The sequence below is a fragment of the Clostridium sp. MCC328 genome (assembly GCF_018785465.1).
Taxonomy (GTDB): Bacteria; Bacillota; Clostridia; order Lachnospirales; family Lachnospiraceae; genus Pilosibacter; species Pilosibacter fragilis.
Genome location: NZ_WQPW01000067.1, coordinates 1 through 16,953, shown reverse-complemented (window position 1 = coordinate 16,953; position 16,953 = coordinate 1). Strand labels below are relative to the sequence as shown.

General features: G+C 47.4%; 12 protein-coding genes and 8 tRNA genes. 1 reads left to right on the top strand and 19 read right to left on the bottom strand.

Annotated features, from left to right (window positions below):
* Positions 1-128: 128 nt before the first annotated feature.
* The 19 genes from mscL to GPK83_RS10380 form a co-directional block, all read right to left on the bottom strand.
* The gene (gene mscL / locus GPK83_RS10470) at positions 129-578 is read right to left on the bottom strand and encodes a large conductance mechanosensitive channel protein MscL (RefSeq protein WP_215704790.1); all 450 of its coding nucleotides are present in this window, start codon (positions 576-578) and stop codon (positions 129-131) included.
* Positions 579-699: 121 nt separating this feature from the next.
* Positions 700-3,354 carry a cation-translocating P-type ATPase gene (locus GPK83_RS10465; protein ID WP_215704738.1) on the bottom strand — a complete coding sequence of 885 codons (2,655 nt, stop codon included), beginning with the start codon at positions 3,352-3,354 and terminating at the stop codon, positions 700-702.
* 91 nt (positions 3,355-3,445) lie between these two features.
* Entirely contained in the window at positions 3,446-5,167 is a 1,722-nt protein-coding gene (gene recJ / locus GPK83_RS10460) for a single-stranded-DNA-specific exonuclease RecJ (protein WP_215704737.1), read from the bottom strand.
* 39 nt (positions 5,168-5,206) lie between these two features.
* On the bottom strand, positions 5,207-5,755 hold the full coding sequence (locus GPK83_RS10455; protein WP_215704736.1) for a SprT family zinc-dependent metalloprotease: 549 nt from the start codon (positions 5,753-5,755) through the stop codon (positions 5,207-5,209).
* 113 nt (positions 5,756-5,868) lie between these two features.
* A tRNA-Arg gene (locus GPK83_RS10450) sits at positions 5,869-5,942 on the bottom strand.
* Positions 5,943-6,119: 177 nt separating this feature from the next.
* Positions 6,120-7,727 (bottom strand): ABC transporter substrate-binding protein, encoded by a 1,608-nt coding sequence (locus GPK83_RS10445; RefSeq protein WP_215704735.1) that lies wholly within the window; start codon positions 7,725-7,727, stop codon positions 6,120-6,122.
* A 51-nt stretch (positions 7,728-7,778) separates the two neighbouring features.
* Positions 7,779-9,416, bottom strand: coding sequence for a M28 family metallopeptidase (locus tag GPK83_RS10440; protein WP_215704734.1), 1,638 nt, complete (start codon positions 9,414-9,416; stop codon positions 7,779-7,781).
* A 380-nt stretch (positions 9,417-9,796) separates the two neighbouring features.
* Entirely contained in the window at positions 9,797-11,233 is a 1,437-nt protein-coding gene (locus GPK83_RS10435) for a M20 family metallopeptidase (protein WP_252196319.1), read from the bottom strand.
* A gap of 170 nt (positions 11,234-11,403) precedes the next feature.
* Positions 11,404-12,840, bottom strand: coding sequence for a M20 family metallopeptidase (locus GPK83_RS10430; RefSeq protein ID WP_215704732.1), 1,437 nt, complete (start codon positions 12,838-12,840; stop codon positions 11,404-11,406).
* 119 nt (positions 12,841-12,959) lie between these two features.
* Complete coding sequence (locus tag GPK83_RS10425) at positions 12,960-13,442, bottom strand: pyridoxamine 5'-phosphate oxidase family protein (RefSeq protein ID WP_215704731.1); 483 nt, start codon at positions 13,440-13,442, stop codon at positions 12,960-12,962.
* Between the two features lie 281 nt (positions 13,443-13,723).
* A complete protein-coding gene (locus tag GPK83_RS10420) occupies positions 13,724-14,047 on the bottom strand; it encodes a branched-chain amino acid transporter permease (protein ID WP_015553864.1) in 324 nt (107 codons plus the stop codon).
* A gap of 143 nt (positions 14,048-14,190) precedes the next feature.
* Entirely contained in the window at positions 14,191-14,883 is a 693-nt protein-coding gene (locus GPK83_RS10415) for an AzlC family ABC transporter permease (RefSeq protein ID WP_015553865.1), read from the bottom strand.
* Between the two features lie 114 nt (positions 14,884-14,997).
* Positions 14,998-15,081 (bottom strand) — tRNA-Leu (locus GPK83_RS10410).
* Between the two features lie 37 nt (positions 15,082-15,118).
* Positions 15,119-15,191, bottom strand: a tRNA-Val gene (locus tag GPK83_RS10405).
* Between the two features lie 35 nt (positions 15,192-15,226).
* Positions 15,227-15,300, bottom strand: a tRNA-Asp gene (locus tag GPK83_RS10400).
* A gap of 40 nt (positions 15,301-15,340) precedes the next feature.
* A tRNA-Ile gene (locus tag GPK83_RS10395) sits at positions 15,341-15,414 on the bottom strand.
* A gap of 17 nt (positions 15,415-15,431) precedes the next feature.
* A tRNA-Thr gene (locus tag GPK83_RS10390) sits at positions 15,432-15,504 on the bottom strand.
* A 7-nt stretch (positions 15,505-15,511) separates the two neighbouring features.
* Positions 15,512-15,583 (bottom strand) — tRNA-Glu (locus tag GPK83_RS10385).
* A 53-nt stretch (positions 15,584-15,636) separates the two neighbouring features.
* Positions 15,637-15,709, bottom strand: a tRNA-Asn gene (locus GPK83_RS10380).
* Between the two features lie 433 nt (positions 15,710-16,142).
* Here GPK83_RS10380 and GPK83_RS10375 point away from each other — a divergent pair.
* A complete protein-coding gene (locus GPK83_RS10375) occupies positions 16,143-16,730 on the top strand; it encodes an HD domain-containing protein (RefSeq protein ID WP_015553866.1) in 588 nt (195 codons plus the stop codon).
* Positions 16,731-16,953 lie beyond the last annotated feature (223 nt).

The window sequence follows — 16,953 nt, the reverse complement described above, 5'->3', positions numbered from 1 at the left end:
AATGCGGCCCGTCACATTCAGATGTCCCCGCGGCCGCTTATTTTCTTTTAAACCAAAATTCCCGGCAGAAATTTCTCCTTATCCGCCGGGAATGTCTGGCTCATCTGCCTGTTACCGTCTGAAAAAGACTACTGATCTTCCAGAACCGATGTACAATGCGGACAGCGTGTCGCATGAATATTGATTTTCGTTTTGCAGTACGGGCATTCTTTTTCCGTAGCTGCTGCCGGAGCCGCCGGTTTATCGAATATTTTTTTAGCCCGGTTCAGTTGTTTTACCACCATAAAGATCACAAACGCCATAATAACAAAGTTGATGATCTCTGTGATAAACAGACCGTAGTTTACGGTCGGAGCTGCCGCTGCCTGTGCCTCAGCTAAAGTCGCGTAATGTTCTCCGTTCAGCGAAATAAACATATTGCCGAAATCCAACTTGCCCGTGAAAAGTCCGATCACAGGCATCACCATATCACTGACTAAGGAGTTTACAAGATCCTTAAATGCAGCACCGATGATCATGCCGACTGCCATGTCGATCATGTTGCCCTGAACGGCAAATTCACGGAATTCTTTCAGTATCTTTTTCATTGAAAGACCTCCTGATATTCGTTTTCCGCAGATTTCACCATTATTTTACCAATTTTTTTCTCTGTTGGGAATACCCGGAGACCGTTTTTTTATCTCTGTGCCTGTTTTTTTATCATTCCGCCGTTTTAGACGGGTTGAATATATGTGTCAGGAAAATAAACATCTCATGGGCGAACAGCGGCATGGCCGCAAGCACGAGCAAAGTTTTCCATTCCCCGGCATTCAAACGCACCGTCTGAAATGCCGCAACCAGAGCCGGCTGTTCCGTCACCATAAGCTGCAGAGCAAATCCAATGAATACTGCAGCGATCATCAGAGGGTTCCCTCCATGATCCATCCGAAATACAGATTTTTCCACATCACGCATTCCGATCGCATGAAAAAGCTGTGACAATCCAAGAACCGTAAATGCGTATGTCTGGCAGCATGCAAGAAGCTTTGGAGACTGTAAGACGTCCGCCACCGCTGCCGGGGTCAGCTGCCGTCCGCTGCTTACAAGAAGCTTTGCAGGAACGATCAGAAACGCGGTCAGACTGATCAATGCGATCAGGAAACCGTAAAACAACGTACAGACTCCGCCGCCATGCGCAAACAGGCTCTCTCCTTGCTTTCTCGGTTTTTCTTTCATCAGTTCTCTCCCGTCACATACATCTGTCCCCAGGGCCAGAGCCGGCAACGAATCCGTGATCAGATTGATCCACAGGATATGACTTGCCTTAAGAGGTGCCGGAAAGGAAAAAAGGATCGCAAAAAACATGGTCATGATCTCACCAAAATTCGATGATAAAAGAAAAATGACCGTCTTTTTAATATTGGCATAGATCTCTCTTCCTTCCCGGACAGCTTCCCGGATCGTTGCAAAATTGTCGTCTGTCAATACTATATCTGCTGCCTGCTTTGCCACATCCGTTCCGCTCATTCCCATCGCGATCCCGACATCCGCCGCTTTTAAAGATGGGGCATCATTAACTCCATCCCCGGTCATCGCCACGATTCCGCCGTTTTTTTTCAATGCCCGGACGATCCGTACCTTATGATCCGGAGAAACTCGTGCAAATACCCGGATCTCCGAAATCTTATCAGCAAGCTCCCCATCGCCCAGGCAATCCAGCTCTGACCCTGTCATGCACTGAGAGGGAGAATCCGCGATCTTAAGCGTTCTTGCGGTCGCAAGTGCCGTATCCTTATGATCCCCTGTAATCATGACGGTCGTAACACCTGCATGGCGGAATTCTTCCACTGTTCCGGAAACCTCCGGACGGACCGGGTCCTCAAGCACTGCCATTCCCAGAAAGGTCATTCCCTTCTCGGAAAGATCCTTTCCCTCCTTTACCGCCGCCCCAAGAACACGCCCACCGGACGCAGACATTTTTTCTGCCCGCCTCATGTACCATGTTCGTTTCGATGCTCCCATCGGATGAACTCCCATTTCGTCTCGGTAGGAGGTGCAATTTTCAAGGATTATGTCCGGTGCACCTTTCGTGAACGAAACTGTCCGCATTCCGTTTTGATGCACCGTCGTCATACACTTTCTCTCCGAGTCAAACGGACGCTCCGCAATTCTTTTCCACGCATCCCGGATCTGTTCGGACTGTTTTTCCCCATTCCTTGCATTTTTATCCGCATATAAAAGAAAAGCTGCTTCTGTAGGATCTCCGATGATTCCGTGCTTTCCCCATCTTGCATCATTGCAGAGTAAAAATGTTCGTAAAAGCCACTCTCTGTCCCCATCCAGATTCCGCACCGTCATCTGATTTTTTGTCAATGTCCCCGTTTTGTCCGAGCAAACCACATTAACCGCTCCAAGAGTTTCCACAGAAGGAAGACGTCTCACGATCGTATGTACCTTCGCCATCCTCGAAACAGAAAGCGCAAGGACGATCGTCACCACAGCCGGAAGTCCTTCCGGAACTGCTGCCACAGCCAAAGAGATCGCTGTCAGAAACATCTCCCCAACATCCCGCTTCTGCCAGACTGCCGCCAGAAAAAGGATCGTACAGAGACCCACAGCCAGAATACTAAGAAATGTTCCCAACTCTCCCAACCGTTTCTGAAGCGGTGTAATCTCTTCCGGTGTTTCATGGATCATTTTCGCGATTCGTCCGATCTCAGTTTGCATCCCGGTATCTGTAACAATCCCTTCACCGCGTCCGGCAGTCACAAAGGTTGACATATATGCCATATTTTTTCGATCACCGAGAGGTGTTCCGGTCGAAGCCACATACTGCGCATCCTTTTCCACCGGTACAGACTCTCCGGTAAGTGATGCCTCCTGTACCTTCATATTTTCCGAACGGATCAGTCGGAGATCCGCCGGTACCTGCTGCCCGGCATTTAAAAGCACCCTGTCGCCCGGCACCAGCTCCGCCGCGTCCATCTCCGAAAGCTTTCCGTCCCGCCGGACAAGCGCCTTCCTTGTTGTCAGCTTTTTTAATGACTCCAGCGCTTTCTGGGCCTTTCCCTCCTGAATCACACCAACCGTTGCATTGAGCAGCACAACTGCTGCAATGATCACCGCATCTCCTCGTTCTCCAAGAAATACAGAAATTCCTCCTGCCGCTAAAAGTACATAGATCAGCGGATCCATCAATTGCGAAAGCATCCGTTCTGCCACAGACGGAGGCCTTTTCTCCTCCAGCTCGTTCCGCCCATACTCCCGAAGCCGCTTTGTCGCTTCCTTCCCACTCAATCCCCCGTCATCCGACGATCCCAGCAGCATTTTTGTCTCAAAAACAGAGCACCGTTCAAAATCCCCCGGCTTTTCCATAAAAAAATTCTCTCCATCCTCTTTTGCTCAAAGCAAGTTTATGAGGATGGAGAGGAAATCATGCCTGCATTCCCATTCTTCGACTGACCGATCAACGAAATTTATAATTTTTTATGATCGCCTGCAAGGTACGTGTCCCATTATATTCATTTACATCCGGATAATAGATCATGTCGATCGTATTCTGCCCTGTCTGCTCTTCCAAAAAACGATCTCCATCTGCAAACAGCAGACCATCGAACGGATGTCCAGTGTTCGTCACCAGATTCATTTTCACGACATTTCGATTTTTTCCAAGCACACGTACATTTCGAATCGTCAGACTTTTCTGGGCAAACAACGGTTTTTCATTTCCCTGCCCGAATGGTTCCAGACCTTTGAGCTCATCCACGATTTTTTCATTCACATACTCAAACGGCATCGGAACATCGATCCAGATCTGCGGAACGAAATCATCTTCCGTAAGCTTTGCATTTTCATTCAGTCTTCTCCGGAACTCATCAATATCACTTTCCTCAATGGAAAGTCCCGCTGCCATTGGATGTCCGCCAAATTTCACCAGCAGATCCGATACCTCGCAAAGCCCCTGGTACATATGGTATGCCTCTATGGAACGTCCGGATCCCTTCGCACTCTGCTCGCCTCTCGTCAGCACAAAGGATGGCTTATGGAAATGCTCCCGGAGTCTTCCGGCTATGATCCCGGCAAGTGATTCATGGCACTCCGGTAAGAACACCACCAGCACCTTATCTGACATATAGAAACGTTCTACCTGTTCGATAGCCTCTGTTTCTCCCTTTGCCGTCATATCCTTTCTCACATCATTGAGTTCCTTTAATTCATCCGCCAGCCCACTGACCCGGTCCGGATCCTGTTCTAACAACATCCGGAGCGCGACCTTCGCACTTTTCAACCGTCCACCTGCATTTAAGCACGGTCCGATCACAAAACCAATGTGATATGCGCTCAGATTGTTCATATCCAGATTGTTTTTCTCTACAAGCATTCTGAGACCGGTGTTCTTCGTCGAACCGATCTTTTTCAGTCCATATTTGACGATCAGACGGTTTTCATCCTGCAGCTTCATGACATCTCCCACAGTCGCAATGGCCGCAAACTCCAGAAGCTCCATCCACTCATGCTCCGGAATTCCAAGATCCTCATAGATCACGTTTATAAGCTTCCATGCTACGACCGCACCGCAAATTTCATGGTACGGATACGTCTCCCCGTCCTGCTTCGGATCAACCACTGCATCTGCCGGCGGCAGAATCTGTCCATAAGCATCTACCGGTACTTCATGATGATCGGTCACCACAACCGTCATGCCAAGCTGCTTTGCGATGCTGATCTCCTTTAATGCCGCGATTCCATTATCACAGGTCACAAGTGTATCGATCCCGTCTTCTGCTGCCTGACGGATGATGGATTCATTGATCCCGTAGCCATCCCGGATCCGGTCAGGTATCTCATAATCAATCTGACCATTTCCGGCAGCACGGTGAAAGCCCTTGAGAAGAATATATGTTGAACAAACACCATCAATATCGTAGTCGCCGATGATCCGGATTTTTTTCCCTTCTATCAACTTCTTTTCAATGATCCCCGCAGCGGTCTCCATTCCCTTCATCTGTCGCGGATCATAAAGATCATCCAGTGTCCCGTAAAGATACTTTCTCATCTCACGTTCATCCAAAAGACCTCGGTTTCGCATGATCCGAACAGCCACCGGACTCACCCCCAGACGCATCGCAAGCCCGTTAAAATCTGCTCGTTTTGTCTGAAGCATCCAGATTTCTTTCTTTTTCTGCATCGTTTCTCTCCCTCTTTGCGCTTCCTCATTCCGGCACGTTCAATACTTCTGGCCATTTTCCTTCAGCCATTGCCGCCGTTTTCGATAGTCCGGCAGAATCTTCTCCACTTCATCCCAGAATTCCGTGCTATGGTTCATCTGGAGCCGATGGGCAAGCTCATGGACCACAACATAGTCCAGAATCTCCTCCGGCATCAGAACCAGCTTCCAATTAAAATTCAGGTTTCCCTTTGCACTGCAGCTCCCCCAGCGCGTCTTTTGCTCCCGGACCGTGATCGATCCATAGGAAACGCCCATGAGCCCTGCGTAATAACAGCATCGTTCTTTTAACACGTTTTTCGCTCGTTTTTTTCCTTCAAGACGTTCCGTTTCTGTGTAGGACGGACGCACTGCAAGGATCTGTTCTCCGGCACGGAGCCTCACCTCGATCCAATCCCGATGACTCTCCACAAACCAATCCGCAGTCTCCGGCGGTGTCCGGAAAGGAGCACGCACCGTAATCGTTCCGTCAAGCTCCACCTTCAAAGACATGGAACGGCGCCTGGCCCGGACCAGCTCATATGTAAAATGTTCCGTTCTTCTTTTCATGATTTCCTCCAGAAGCTTCTTCCTTTTTCACTGCACAAGTTTCACAGAAAGTTCCATCAAAAGTTCCCATGAAATTGAAAAAAGGCATCTGCAATTGCAGATGCCTTAATCAGCGCGCCAGAGAAGATTCGAACTCCCGACACTACGGTCCGTAGCCGTATGCTCTATCCAGCTGAGCTACTGACGCACACTCTCTGAGTCTCAGATGTCTGTCACTCAACGAAGAATATTCTACTATATATTTTCTTCTTTGTCAACACTTTTTAAATTTTTTTAATTTTTTTTCTTTTCCCTTACACCAATATCATAAGCCGCAAAAAAGCTTTGGGGCCATCACGCCAAAGCGTAACAGCCCCGTCTTTTTTTACTTCTCGTAATAGCAATCTCCCAAATAATGGAAGGACGTATTTTTGTTAAATTTGAATCCCTTAAGGTCTGATCTTCTTCCTACCATGCTATATTTGTAATACAGAGGTACCCACGGACAGAGCTCATTTAAGCGAACCTGAAGGTCTTTATATATCTGGAGGCGTTTTTCTTGATTTGTTTCCACCGCTGCAGCATCGATCATTTCATCTACCTTATCATCTTTGAGATATGCACGATTGCCGCTCATTCCACAGTTTCTTGAATGGAATAACTGAGTTACACTATATGCCGGATCACAAGTAGTATTTACCCAGCCAAGAATCAGGAGATCATGTTCTCCGGCATTGATCGCATCCTGAAATGCTCCCCATTCATACACATTGATGTCTACATTAATGCCAACCTGAGCTAACTGAGCCTGAACTACCTGTGCAGCACGACTTCTTACTTCTCCGGATACGTACATCTTAAGATCCAGTCCATTTTCATATCCTGCTTCTGCAAGAAGTTCTTTGGCTTTTTCCAGATCCTGAGGATATGGCTTTACGTCCTCATTCCACCCAGGCACAGTCTTTGCAACAACGGAGGTGGCTACTTCACCGCGACCTTCTACAATCGTATCTACGAATTCCTGACGATTCGTGGCATAATTGATCGCCTGACGTACCCGGACATCATCCAATCCTTTTTTAGTTGTGTTCATAGCCATAAATTCTACAGAAGGTGCCGGCCAGCTTTCCAGGACAAGATCTTTACAGTTCTCAATATTGACAGCATCCACCGGATCTACGGCTAAGATCACATCAATCTCCCCTGTTTCCAGTGCGATTGTACGAGCACTTCCTTCCGGAATGATCCGGGTTGTAATCGAAGTGGCTGTAGCTGGTCCATCAAAGTAGTCATCAAACCGGACCAACGTCCAGTGGTCATTCGGAACCCACTCTTTAAACATAAACGGACCTGTTCCGATCGGAGCTTCTCCATATGTATCGCCAGCCTCTGTTACTGCCTTCTCTGATAAGATCTTCATACTGGTATCATTAAGGATATACAGGAATGCTGGACACGGACTTGAAAGATGGATCGTCACCTCGTAATCCCCGTCAACAGAAACATGATCAATGGCTGATGCATTAGACATTGCTTTTGGCATGGTCTTAGCACGTTCTAAACTGAATTTCACATCGCTGGCCTTCAGTTCATCTCCATTGTGAAACTTTACGCCTTTCCGCAGTTTAAATTTGTACTTTGTGTCATCCACAATCTCAAAACTCTCTGCCAGATCCCCTACAGGCTCACGGTTATCATCAATTTTGATCAAACCATTATAAATATGGTAATTCAGCGTTGCAGATGGTGAATCCACACCCACCTGTGGATCCATAGACCGGATATCGCTGCTATTCGCTGAAATAATGTCTGTCCGTCCAATGGACTCTGGTTTTTTCTCTGACGATGTTTCCGCACCGGATGAAGCTGATGTCTCCGCCTTTGAATCCGCTGTCGATGTACCGGAGTTTCCCCCACTCTGTCCGCAGCCCGACAATACCATAGCCCCGGCCAATGCCAATGCCGTCAGTTTTCCATATATCCTTTTTCTCATGCACATGTCCTCCTTGTTATTATATTGTTACATAATTTTTTCCTTCTCGCTTTATTTCCCCCATCCAGAGATCCATTTCCGGCAATTCTCCGCAACTACGTTCATCTGTCCTGTAAGCCGGTTTCTCTGACGCACAAATCTTGTCTGGACTGCCAAATAATAATCTGCTTCTGTATTTTCCCTTGTCAGACCCTCTGCCATAGCAAGTCCGGCAAACACCGTTCCCTTTACCGCCGGATCCTGATGATATGGGCTGGATGTCGTGTACATGATCCTTGCCAATTCTCCTGCTATTTCCATGATGACATCGTCTGTATGTTTCTGATTCTCCATAGCGTTTTCAAGATCTGCAACCGCTTCCTTCAGGCTGCCGATCGCCCTCCAGACCGGAGAAAGATCAAATTCCGCACTAAGCTTCTGTTCTATAGAACGAAGCTCGTTTTCCATAAAGCTGACAAACCCGCTCATCTCTGCAGGAAGCTTCTCACAATTAGCGAAAATGGCGGTCAACTTTGCAATGACTCTTGTATCTCGCAGTGTCACCTCCGGATCTACCTTATCAAAGGTGTCCTCTTTCGTATGCCACCAGGAAAATGTTTTATGATCCTGTTTTATAAACTGCGGCATCATAGCAAACGGAATATCCGCTCCCCAGAAGGTCTGATCTGCGAATCGTACCATCGGCGTCGGTGCCTCCGGTTCTTTATCATTAAACTCCCTTAAAAACTCTCGGTCAAAGGCTTCGCCCTCCAGCATAGATGTCCGCATTCCAACCATATCCGAACCTTTACAGCCGCAAATATCCATATTAATGTGGGCCACACAATTTTCTTTCAGATCTTCCCAATGGTGATCATAATACCAGGTCGATCCGGAATAACGGGCATCTGAATGACCGGACCACCAGGCAAGCACTACAGACCGCTCCAGATGTTCCTGATTTTCTTGAAATACCCTGGCAATCTCCATCATAGCAGCATTGGCAACGCCATTATCCGTTATCCCCTCATACCAGGAATCATAATGACCGGAAACCAACACATACTTATCCGATCTTCCCTGAATACGTGCTACCGGCATGGTACTGGAAACGATTGACTGACACATTTCAACGTTAAGGCATGCCGTCAGTGGACCTTCTTCCAGTTTTTTCTGCAATTCCTTTCCTGCACTTTTTGTGATTTCCACAAACGGAATTCTCGGATAATGACAAGCCAGATCCTCCGGCTCAGGTGTTCCCCATACACCTCCAAGCGTTCCATGGTGTGCCAGATCCGCATGCCAGATTGTGATCACGCCCAAAACTCCGGCACGTTTTGCCTCACATGCAAACGCAAAGCTGTTCTCATATGTCAGAACGATCTTTCCGGCAAATTCTGCCATTCTCGCTCTCTGCTCCTTCTGGCTGCAGCCTCCGGTTGCGCTGATCCGGTCGAAAACCAGTTCAGCTTCCAGATTTTCCGCTGTTCCACTATACACATACGGAGTCAGAGGCACGATTGCTTCCGAAGAATCCCCTTGGATCCGTATGGATGCTTCTCCCGGAAGGCTTCTATATACCTGATAAATTTCCCGCTCTACCGGGATTCCCAGTTCTTCCATTCGTTTTGCGATTCGTTCTGCCGCTTTCTCTCCATCCTCAGAACCTGTATAGCGGTCCAGGTGACTGAAACACTCTACATCCTTCATGATTCTGGATGTTTCTAAGGCTTTATCAATTTTTTCAATAAGCTTATTTCCTTCCGATGAACAAAGACTCATACCCTGCATGTTCTAATTTTCCCTTCTTCTTTCCCCATTCATTTGGGCACGATCCATTTCTTGTGCATTTATCTATTTTGTTGTGAAATAATTATTTTCGTCCTCAGATTTTAAGCATATTATACAATGCCGATTCTTATATCGTCTAATGCTTAATTCGAATATCATATATAATTTTTGCGAATACGATATAATATACTGAAATTATATTCAATTTGTACTATATGCAAAAAGCCCCCGGAGAATCCATATCTGATTCTCCTGGAGCTTTTTCTTAACGCTAAAATATCTAAAAAATGACTATGTTTTTACCAGAGTTCCGGTTTTACTTCCGGTGGAAGCGGATTCGGATACGTCTCTCCGTCCAGCTCTTCCAACCAGTCCTTATGAGCCTTTTTGATGAGTTCCGGATTTTCCAGAAGATCCGCTCCTGTGCATGCCATGACTTTTGCCGCCGTCAGCATGCCCTTATGGGCAATACTTGCCTTTCCCTGAGCAACAGCCTGCCAGGAATGAAGTGCTGTTCCTGCCGCATAGCAGCACACATTTGTCTGCACCGTCGGAACCACCCAGCTCACATCACCGACATCGGTAGAGCCACCACCGCCATATGATTCGCTCCGGTCCAGTTTAAAATCCAACAGTGGCATATCCAGGACTTCCTTCCGCCTGTCCTTTTCAACGACATGAGCGATCATGTCCTTTAAGCCCTCTTTGTCTAACTCCGTAACGACCTCTTTGAATTTTCCCGCGTACGCCAGCTCCTCTTCCGTATATCTGATCGGAATAAAATGGTCAAGATTTTTGTCCATGACCTCTTCCAGAACATCATTTCCGATCACGTTGGAATAAGCGGCAACCTGACGAATATCCACAGTCGTTCCCGTGATCAGCGCCGCACCCTTTGCAATGTCACACATCCGCTCATAAAGCTTTTTGACCTGAGTTACCTTTGGTGCACGGATCGCATAAAGGATCTGCGCTTCAGCCGGGATCACATTCGGAGCAATTCCGCCTGTGTTCGTGATCGCACCATGAACTCTCGCTGCGTCGATCATATGCTCTCGCATATAATTCACGCCAATGTCCATGATCTCCACTGCATCCAGCGCAGAACGTCCAAGCTCCGGCGCTCCCGCCGCATGGGAGGAAATTCCATGGAAGGTAAAGAACACACGGAAATTGGCAAGAAATTTATCGTCTCCCATTGTTTTGTTCGTCGTGCTTGGATGCCAGGTGATAGCGATATCACAGTCATTGAAATATCCGTCCCGGACCAGATATGCCTTTCCGCCCGCATTCTCCTCCGCCGGACAGCCATAGTAGCGGATCGTTCCCTTCAGGTCTTTTTCTTCCATATAGGACTTTAGTGCATCGACAGCCGCCACAGATGCCGTTCCGAGAAGATGGTGGCCACAGCCATGTCCATCTGTTTTTCCTGCGATCGGACGACGCTCCGTGCAGTCTGCTTCCTGCTGAAGACTGGAAAGAGCGTCAAACTCACCAAGAAATGCGAGGACCGGCTTTCCACTTCCCCACTCGGCAATAAACGCTGTCTTCTCTCCGGCAAGGTCAGCCCGGATTGAAAATCCGCGAGACGCAAGGTATTCCTGTTGTACCCTCGAAGATTCATATTCCTGAAAACGAGGTTCCGCATATCCCCAGATCTCATCCGCCATAGATGTATATGTGTCCTTCTGTTTCTCCACCAGTTCAGAAATTCTATCTTGATTCTTTGTTTCCATGCTGTCCACTCCTTCCTGTGTAATCCTTGTTCCTGCCACACACATTTCCATCAACAGACACTATGTGCAACACTTCCATAAGCAGAAGCTTGTTATACCTATTTTTTTAGGCAGTCTTCTGAAAACCATCGCCCTTGATGTTTCTCATTCCGACTGCCTGATCTATCCTATTACCAGATCGATGGTTTTAAATCTGCCGGAAGCGGATTCGGATATGTCTCTCCGTCAAGCTCTTCCTTCCAGTCTGCCTTTGCCCTCTCAATTAATTCCGGATTCAGAAGAAGTTCCGCGCCGACATACGCCATAACCTTCGCTGCCGCCAACATCCCTTTGTGAGCAATCGAAGATTTTCCCTGTGCAACAGCCTGCCAGGAATGAAGCGCTGTACCTGCTGCATAACAGCTGGTATAGACCTGTGCTGTCGGAACGACCCAGCTGACATCTCCGACGTCCGTGGAGCCGCCACCACCGTAAGCACTGTTTTTATCGACAATAAGATCCCACATCGGCTGCTCTAAGAGCTCCTGTTTATGCTCTTTTCCTCCGATCGCTGCCGCCTGATCCTTCATTCCTTCTTTATCCAGCTCTGTGATCACACCCTGGAATTTCTTTGCATACGCAAGCTCTTCCTCCGTATAGCCGATCGGAACCACATGCTCCAGATTCTCCTGAACAAGATCCGCCAGTGTATCATTATTGATCAGGTTGGAATATGCTGCAACCTGCTTGATATCAACGGTCGTGCCTGTGATCAGAGCCGCGCCCTTTGCAATATCGCACATCCGCTCATAAAGCTTCTTGACCTGTGTTACCTTTGGAGCACGGATCGCATAGAGGATCTGCGCCTCAGCCGGGATCACGTTCGGAGCGATTCCGCCGGAGTTTGTGATCGCGCCGTGAACTCTCGCTGCATCGATCATATGCTCTCTCATATAGTTCACACCGATATCCATGATCTCAACGGCATCCAGCGCGGAACGTCCAAGCTCCGGCGCCCCGGCCGCATGGGATGAGATTCCGTGGAAGGTAAAGAATGCCCGGAAGTTTGCCAGATGGAATCCGCCCTTCATAACTTTATTCATTGTGTATGGATGCCAGGTAATCGCGATATCACAATCATCAAAATATCCATCCCGGACCAGATATGCCTTTCCACCCGCATTTTCCTCCGCCGGACAGCCATAGTAACGGATCGTTCCGCTCATGTGATTCTCTTCCATATAAGTTTTTAACGCATCAACAGCCGCTACCGACGCTGTTCCGAGAAGGTGATGACCACAGCCATGTCCGTTTGTCTTTCCCTCGATCGGGTGACGTTCTGTGCAGTCTGCCTCCTGCTGAAGGCTGGAAAGTGCGTCAAACTCACCTAAAAATGCGAGGATCGGCTTTCCACTTCCCCATTCGGCGATAAATGCGGTCTCTTCTCCTGCGAGATCTGCCTTGACGGAAAATCCTCTCGCTTTTAAGAACTCCTGCTGAAGCTTCGTGGACTCGTACTCCTGAAATCTCGGCTCCGCAAAACCCCAGATCGCGTCACTGATTTTTGTATATTCATCGCGTCTCTGATCGATCGTCGTACCGATCTCTTTTCTAAAATCTGTTCCCATATGTATATGCTCCTTTCTATGTTTCCCTTATCCATCAGAACCATACAGGCACGTTTCCGGCTCTCTTCACCTCTTTGTCCCACATGGGCTTCCATACGTGCACACACCCGTCCCTCATGTTATTCATGTCTTTTTCCGGTGACGTTCTCAGTTACGATCTTCCAGACCGTCACTGCGTTCACCATTGCCTCCGCGAACGAGTTCTCTTCGAATGCCTTCTTCTGACTCATCTGATTCATGAGGCTCGCCAGAGCTTTTTTCTTCGATGTGAGATCTTCCACGAAATATGCAGTTCCGTTTCCGCAGATACTCTCAAAGCTTGTCGTCGACTTGCAGGCTGCATCATAATCGATCTCCAGGCTATTTTTCCCGTAAATACAATATGAAACCTGAGGATTCTCTCTGATCTTATCGATCTTCGTCCCTTCCTTCGCTCCGTGAAAATACAGAATCAGCTTTCCTTCTTCCACTTCTGCACCATAATTCAATGGAATTAAATAAGGACATGACTCATCGTGGAACGCAACGGTGCACACAGTCTCCCGTTTCGCGATCGCCACAATATCAGCCATGTCCTTCAATTCTCTGTCACTTCGTCTCATCCAGACCTCCATTCCAGTCATAAAGATCCTACACTTTTGCCATTCTCCATTTCGATCCTTCAGGATTTTCATCGAAATTCCGCATTCAGTGCCATCCGCCAGACTTCCCGTAAGATGAGACTATCATATCATAATTTTTTTAATATCTCAAGTAATATACCGTTATCTTGTTCCTTCTGTCTGAAATTATCTCTCAATTCAGAATACTAAATTGCAGTTCCAGCACCACCGCAGACTGATCATGACCCATGATCACAATTCCAGAGCTTTCTCCTCTTATCCTAAAATACGGCCTGAATCAAAAACATATAAAGTACAGTTCCTGCCGCAATACTGAGCAGTGTATTCCTCTTCCATACGTGCAGCCCGACAACCACTGCGGAAGCTGCAATCTCCGGAATTCCATGAGATCCCGCAAAAAAGCTCACATTTTTCAGGCAGTACACCACCAGCATCCCCATGATCGCATACGGAAGAACTCCCGATAAATATGTAATGTATCCGGGGATCTCCTTCTTCCTGCCGAATATCACAAACGGAAGAAATCTTAAAACAATCGTTACTGCAACGCATACCGCGATCAGTGTGACCGCCCTCAAATCCATCCTCTCTATTCCTCCTAAATCAAGCAAAATCCACCGCTACCGCTGTATTGTACGGAATTTTCAATTCGAAAATTTCCTACCCGTGTGCAGCAACCTGGGCACTGTTTTCATACTATTTCCTGTCCTTCGGAAAATATCATGAATTATGCCGTCGTCTGGCTGCTCTCAGTTTTCTTACTCCCACGCATCAGCGTCAAAATCACCGTGATAGAGATCATCGACGGGATCAGAAAGGCTGATGCCCCAAAGATCAACAGACAGATCACGGATGCAGCAACACCTGCAACGGCGCTTCTGTGATCCTTCGTGCTCATCCACTGTTCCGTAAATACCACCAGAAACAGAGCTGTCATCGAGAAATCGATCCCTTCCGTATTGATATTCAATACACTCCCGAGCACCGATCCCATCACGCTTCCAATTACCCAGTAAATCTGGTTCAACAGCGAGACAAGGAAGAAATATTTCTTCTCCTCGACCCCCTCCGGTACATCTCCACTGCACACCAGCGAATACGTCTCATCCGTAAGCGCAAAGATCAAATACGGCTTATATGGTTTTGTGTCCTTATATCGTTCCAGCATGGAGATTCCATAAAATAAATGTCTTGCGTTGACCATCAGTGTCATAAGTGCCGCTGAGATCAGCGATGCGCCACCTGTTATCAGATCAATTGCCACATACTGCATTGACCCCGCATAAATGAACACACTCATCGCGAGCGCCCAGGTGATGCCGTAGCCCTTCGCTCCCAGCAGCATTCCAAATCCGATTCCCAGAACGATATATCCCGCCATTACCGGAATTGATCGTTTCAACGCATATCGAAATGTCATATCTGTTCTCCTATCCATATTATTTCGAGATCTCTCCTGTTCATCTCCATCACGCTCCCATAATTCGGGTTTTTCGTTAAACAAAAAAAGAGCTTGCAAAACAAGCTCTTTTCATGCCGGTGACCGGACTTGAACCGGTACGGGGTTGCCCCCGAGGGATTTTAAGTCCCTTGCGTCTGCCTATTCCGCCACACCGGCAGACATATAAATATGTCGATGATGGTTTCCCATCAAATGGGACCTATAGGGCTCGAACCTATGACCCTCTGCTTGTAAGGCAGATGCTCTCCCAGCTGAGCTAAGATCCCAGATATGAAATTAATAATCCTTATTTCTAAGGAAACGACCCGGATGGGATTCGAACCCACGACCTCCGCCGTGACAGGGCGGCGCTCTAACCAGCTGAGCCACCGGGCCAAATATTTTATCAGTTGTATGAACCTTTTACCAGGTAGAGTGGACCTTCAGGGACTTGAACCCGGGACCGACCGGTTATGAGCCGGTTGCTCTAACCAACTGAGCTAAAGGTCCATAAGTTTAGGACTAAAAGCCGATGATCGGACTCGAACCGATAACCTGCTGATTACAAATCAGCTGCTCTGCCAATTGAGCCACATCGGCACATCAATGACCCCAAGGGGATTCGGACCCCTGTTACCGCCGTGAAAGGGCGATGTCTTAACCGCTTGACCATGGGGCCGCGTTCATTATTTGTACCAGAAGCTCATATCCATGAAACTGGCAAAATAAAAACTCCCCGAGTAGGACTCGAACCTACGACAGCGCGGTTAACAGCCGCGTGCTCTACCGACTGAGCTATCGAGGAATATTTCCTTTGTTCTTAGCTGTTCCTTAAGAACAGTGCTATTATATAATATGTTTTCGCATCTGTCAACCAGTTTTTTATATTTTTTGAAAAATTTCTACACTTTATTTTCCGGTATGTTTTATCCTTATTTTATCAGTATTCTCACCCGTTCATGCCTTGCTTTGAATTTCCAGCAACTATTCAGTACCTTCATAGTTACAAGCAAAAATCCATTTCAGATCGGCTGCACCGATGGGATTTTTGTCTTCCAGATTATGTTTTCTTACGGTCTGCGCAGCAAGTGCGCAGATCTACGGAACAGTTACAATTCCCATTCTAAAAAACCGCTGTACTTTTCTCTCATAAATTGGTAGGATAAACTCATCAATCCTCTGGACTCATCAAAAAACACACCCTATAGGTCAATTTACATATCGGGAGGCAAACATTCATGGATAAACGTTTAAAACAACAGTTAGATTTTGTACTTGAGATTGATAAAGAAAAGAATATCCTGCGCCAGACACATCTCTCCGGCCATGGCCGCCGGGAAAATGACGCAGAACATGCCTGGCATATGGCCATCATGTCCTACCTTCTCCGTGAGTATTCCAATGAATCCGTAGATATCGCAAAGGTCATGCTGATGTGCCTGATCCACGATATCGTGGAGATTGATGCAGGTGACACCTTCGCCTACGACGAGGAAGGTCGCAAGACCCAAAAGGCCCGCGAAGACGCTGCTAAAGAGCGTATCTTCTCCATCCTACCGGAGGATCAGAAAAATGAGCTCATCGCTCTCTTCGACGAGTTTGAGGACTGCGAAACATCTGAATCCAAATATGCCCATGCCATGGACAATCTTCAACCGCTTCTCTTAAATCACAGCAATAACGGTGATGACTGGAAGCAGCACCAGATCACCTCCAAGCAGGTCTACGGCCGCCAGAGCAAGACGAAGCTCGGCTCCGAGCGTCTCTACGAAATTACGGATCATCTGATCCAGGATGCGATCAAGAAAGGTTTTGTGAAAGAATAATAAAAAGAGTCCTCATAATAACACTTCAAATCAATTTAAAGCTACTACTATGAGGACTCTTGCGTCAATCTGCGCTTTACAAAAAAGACCAGACATCTCTGCCTGGTCTACTCACACATACCTTCAAAACCACATATTGAAATCATCTTTACCGTTTCATCAACCAACCAGACCTTCCTGGATAAGCCCTCGACCGATTAGTAACAGTCAGCTCCGTACATTA

Excerpts from the sequence above, each read along its gene's own strand:
- GPK83_RS10465 (WP_215704738.1), bottom strand. The coding sequence starts at position 3,354 with ATGGAAAAGCCGGGGGATTTTGAACGGTGCTCTGTTTTTGAGACAAAA.
- recJ (WP_215704737.1), bottom strand. The coding sequence starts at position 5,167 with ATGCAGAAAAAGAAAGAAATCTGGATGCTTCAGACAAAACGAGCAGAT.
- GPK83_RS10455 (WP_215704736.1), bottom strand. The coding sequence starts at position 5,755 with ATGAAAAGAAGAACGGAACATTTTACATATGAGCTGGTCCGGGCCAGG.
- GPK83_RS10445 (WP_215704735.1), bottom strand. The coding sequence starts at position 7,727 with ATGAGAAAAAGGATATATGGAAAACTGACGGCATTGGCATTGGCCGGG.
- GPK83_RS10440 (WP_215704734.1), bottom strand. The coding sequence starts at position 9,416 with ATGAAGGATGTAGAGTGTTTCAGTCACCTGGACCGCTATACAGGTTCT.
- GPK83_RS10435 (WP_252196319.1), bottom strand. The coding sequence starts at position 11,233 with ATGGAAACAAAGAATCAAGATAGAATTTCTGAACTGGTGGAGAAACAG.
- GPK83_RS10430 (WP_215704732.1), bottom strand. The coding sequence starts at position 12,840 with ATGGGAACAGATTTTAGAAAAGAGATCGGTACGACGATCGATCAGAGA.
- GPK83_RS10425 (WP_215704731.1), bottom strand. The coding sequence starts at position 13,442 with ATGAGACGAAGTGACAGAGAATTGAAGGACATGGCTGATATTGTGGCG.
- GPK83_RS10420 (WP_015553864.1), bottom strand. The coding sequence starts at position 14,047 with ATGGATTTGAGGGCGGTCACACTGATCGCGGTATGCGTTGCAGTAACG.
- GPK83_RS10415 (WP_015553865.1), bottom strand. The coding sequence starts at position 14,883 with ATGACATTTCGATATGCGTTGAAACGATCAATTCCGGTAATGGCGGGA.
- GPK83_RS10375 (WP_015553866.1), top strand. The coding sequence starts at position 16,143 with ATGGATAAACGTTTAAAACAACAGTTAGATTTTGTACTTGAGATTGAT.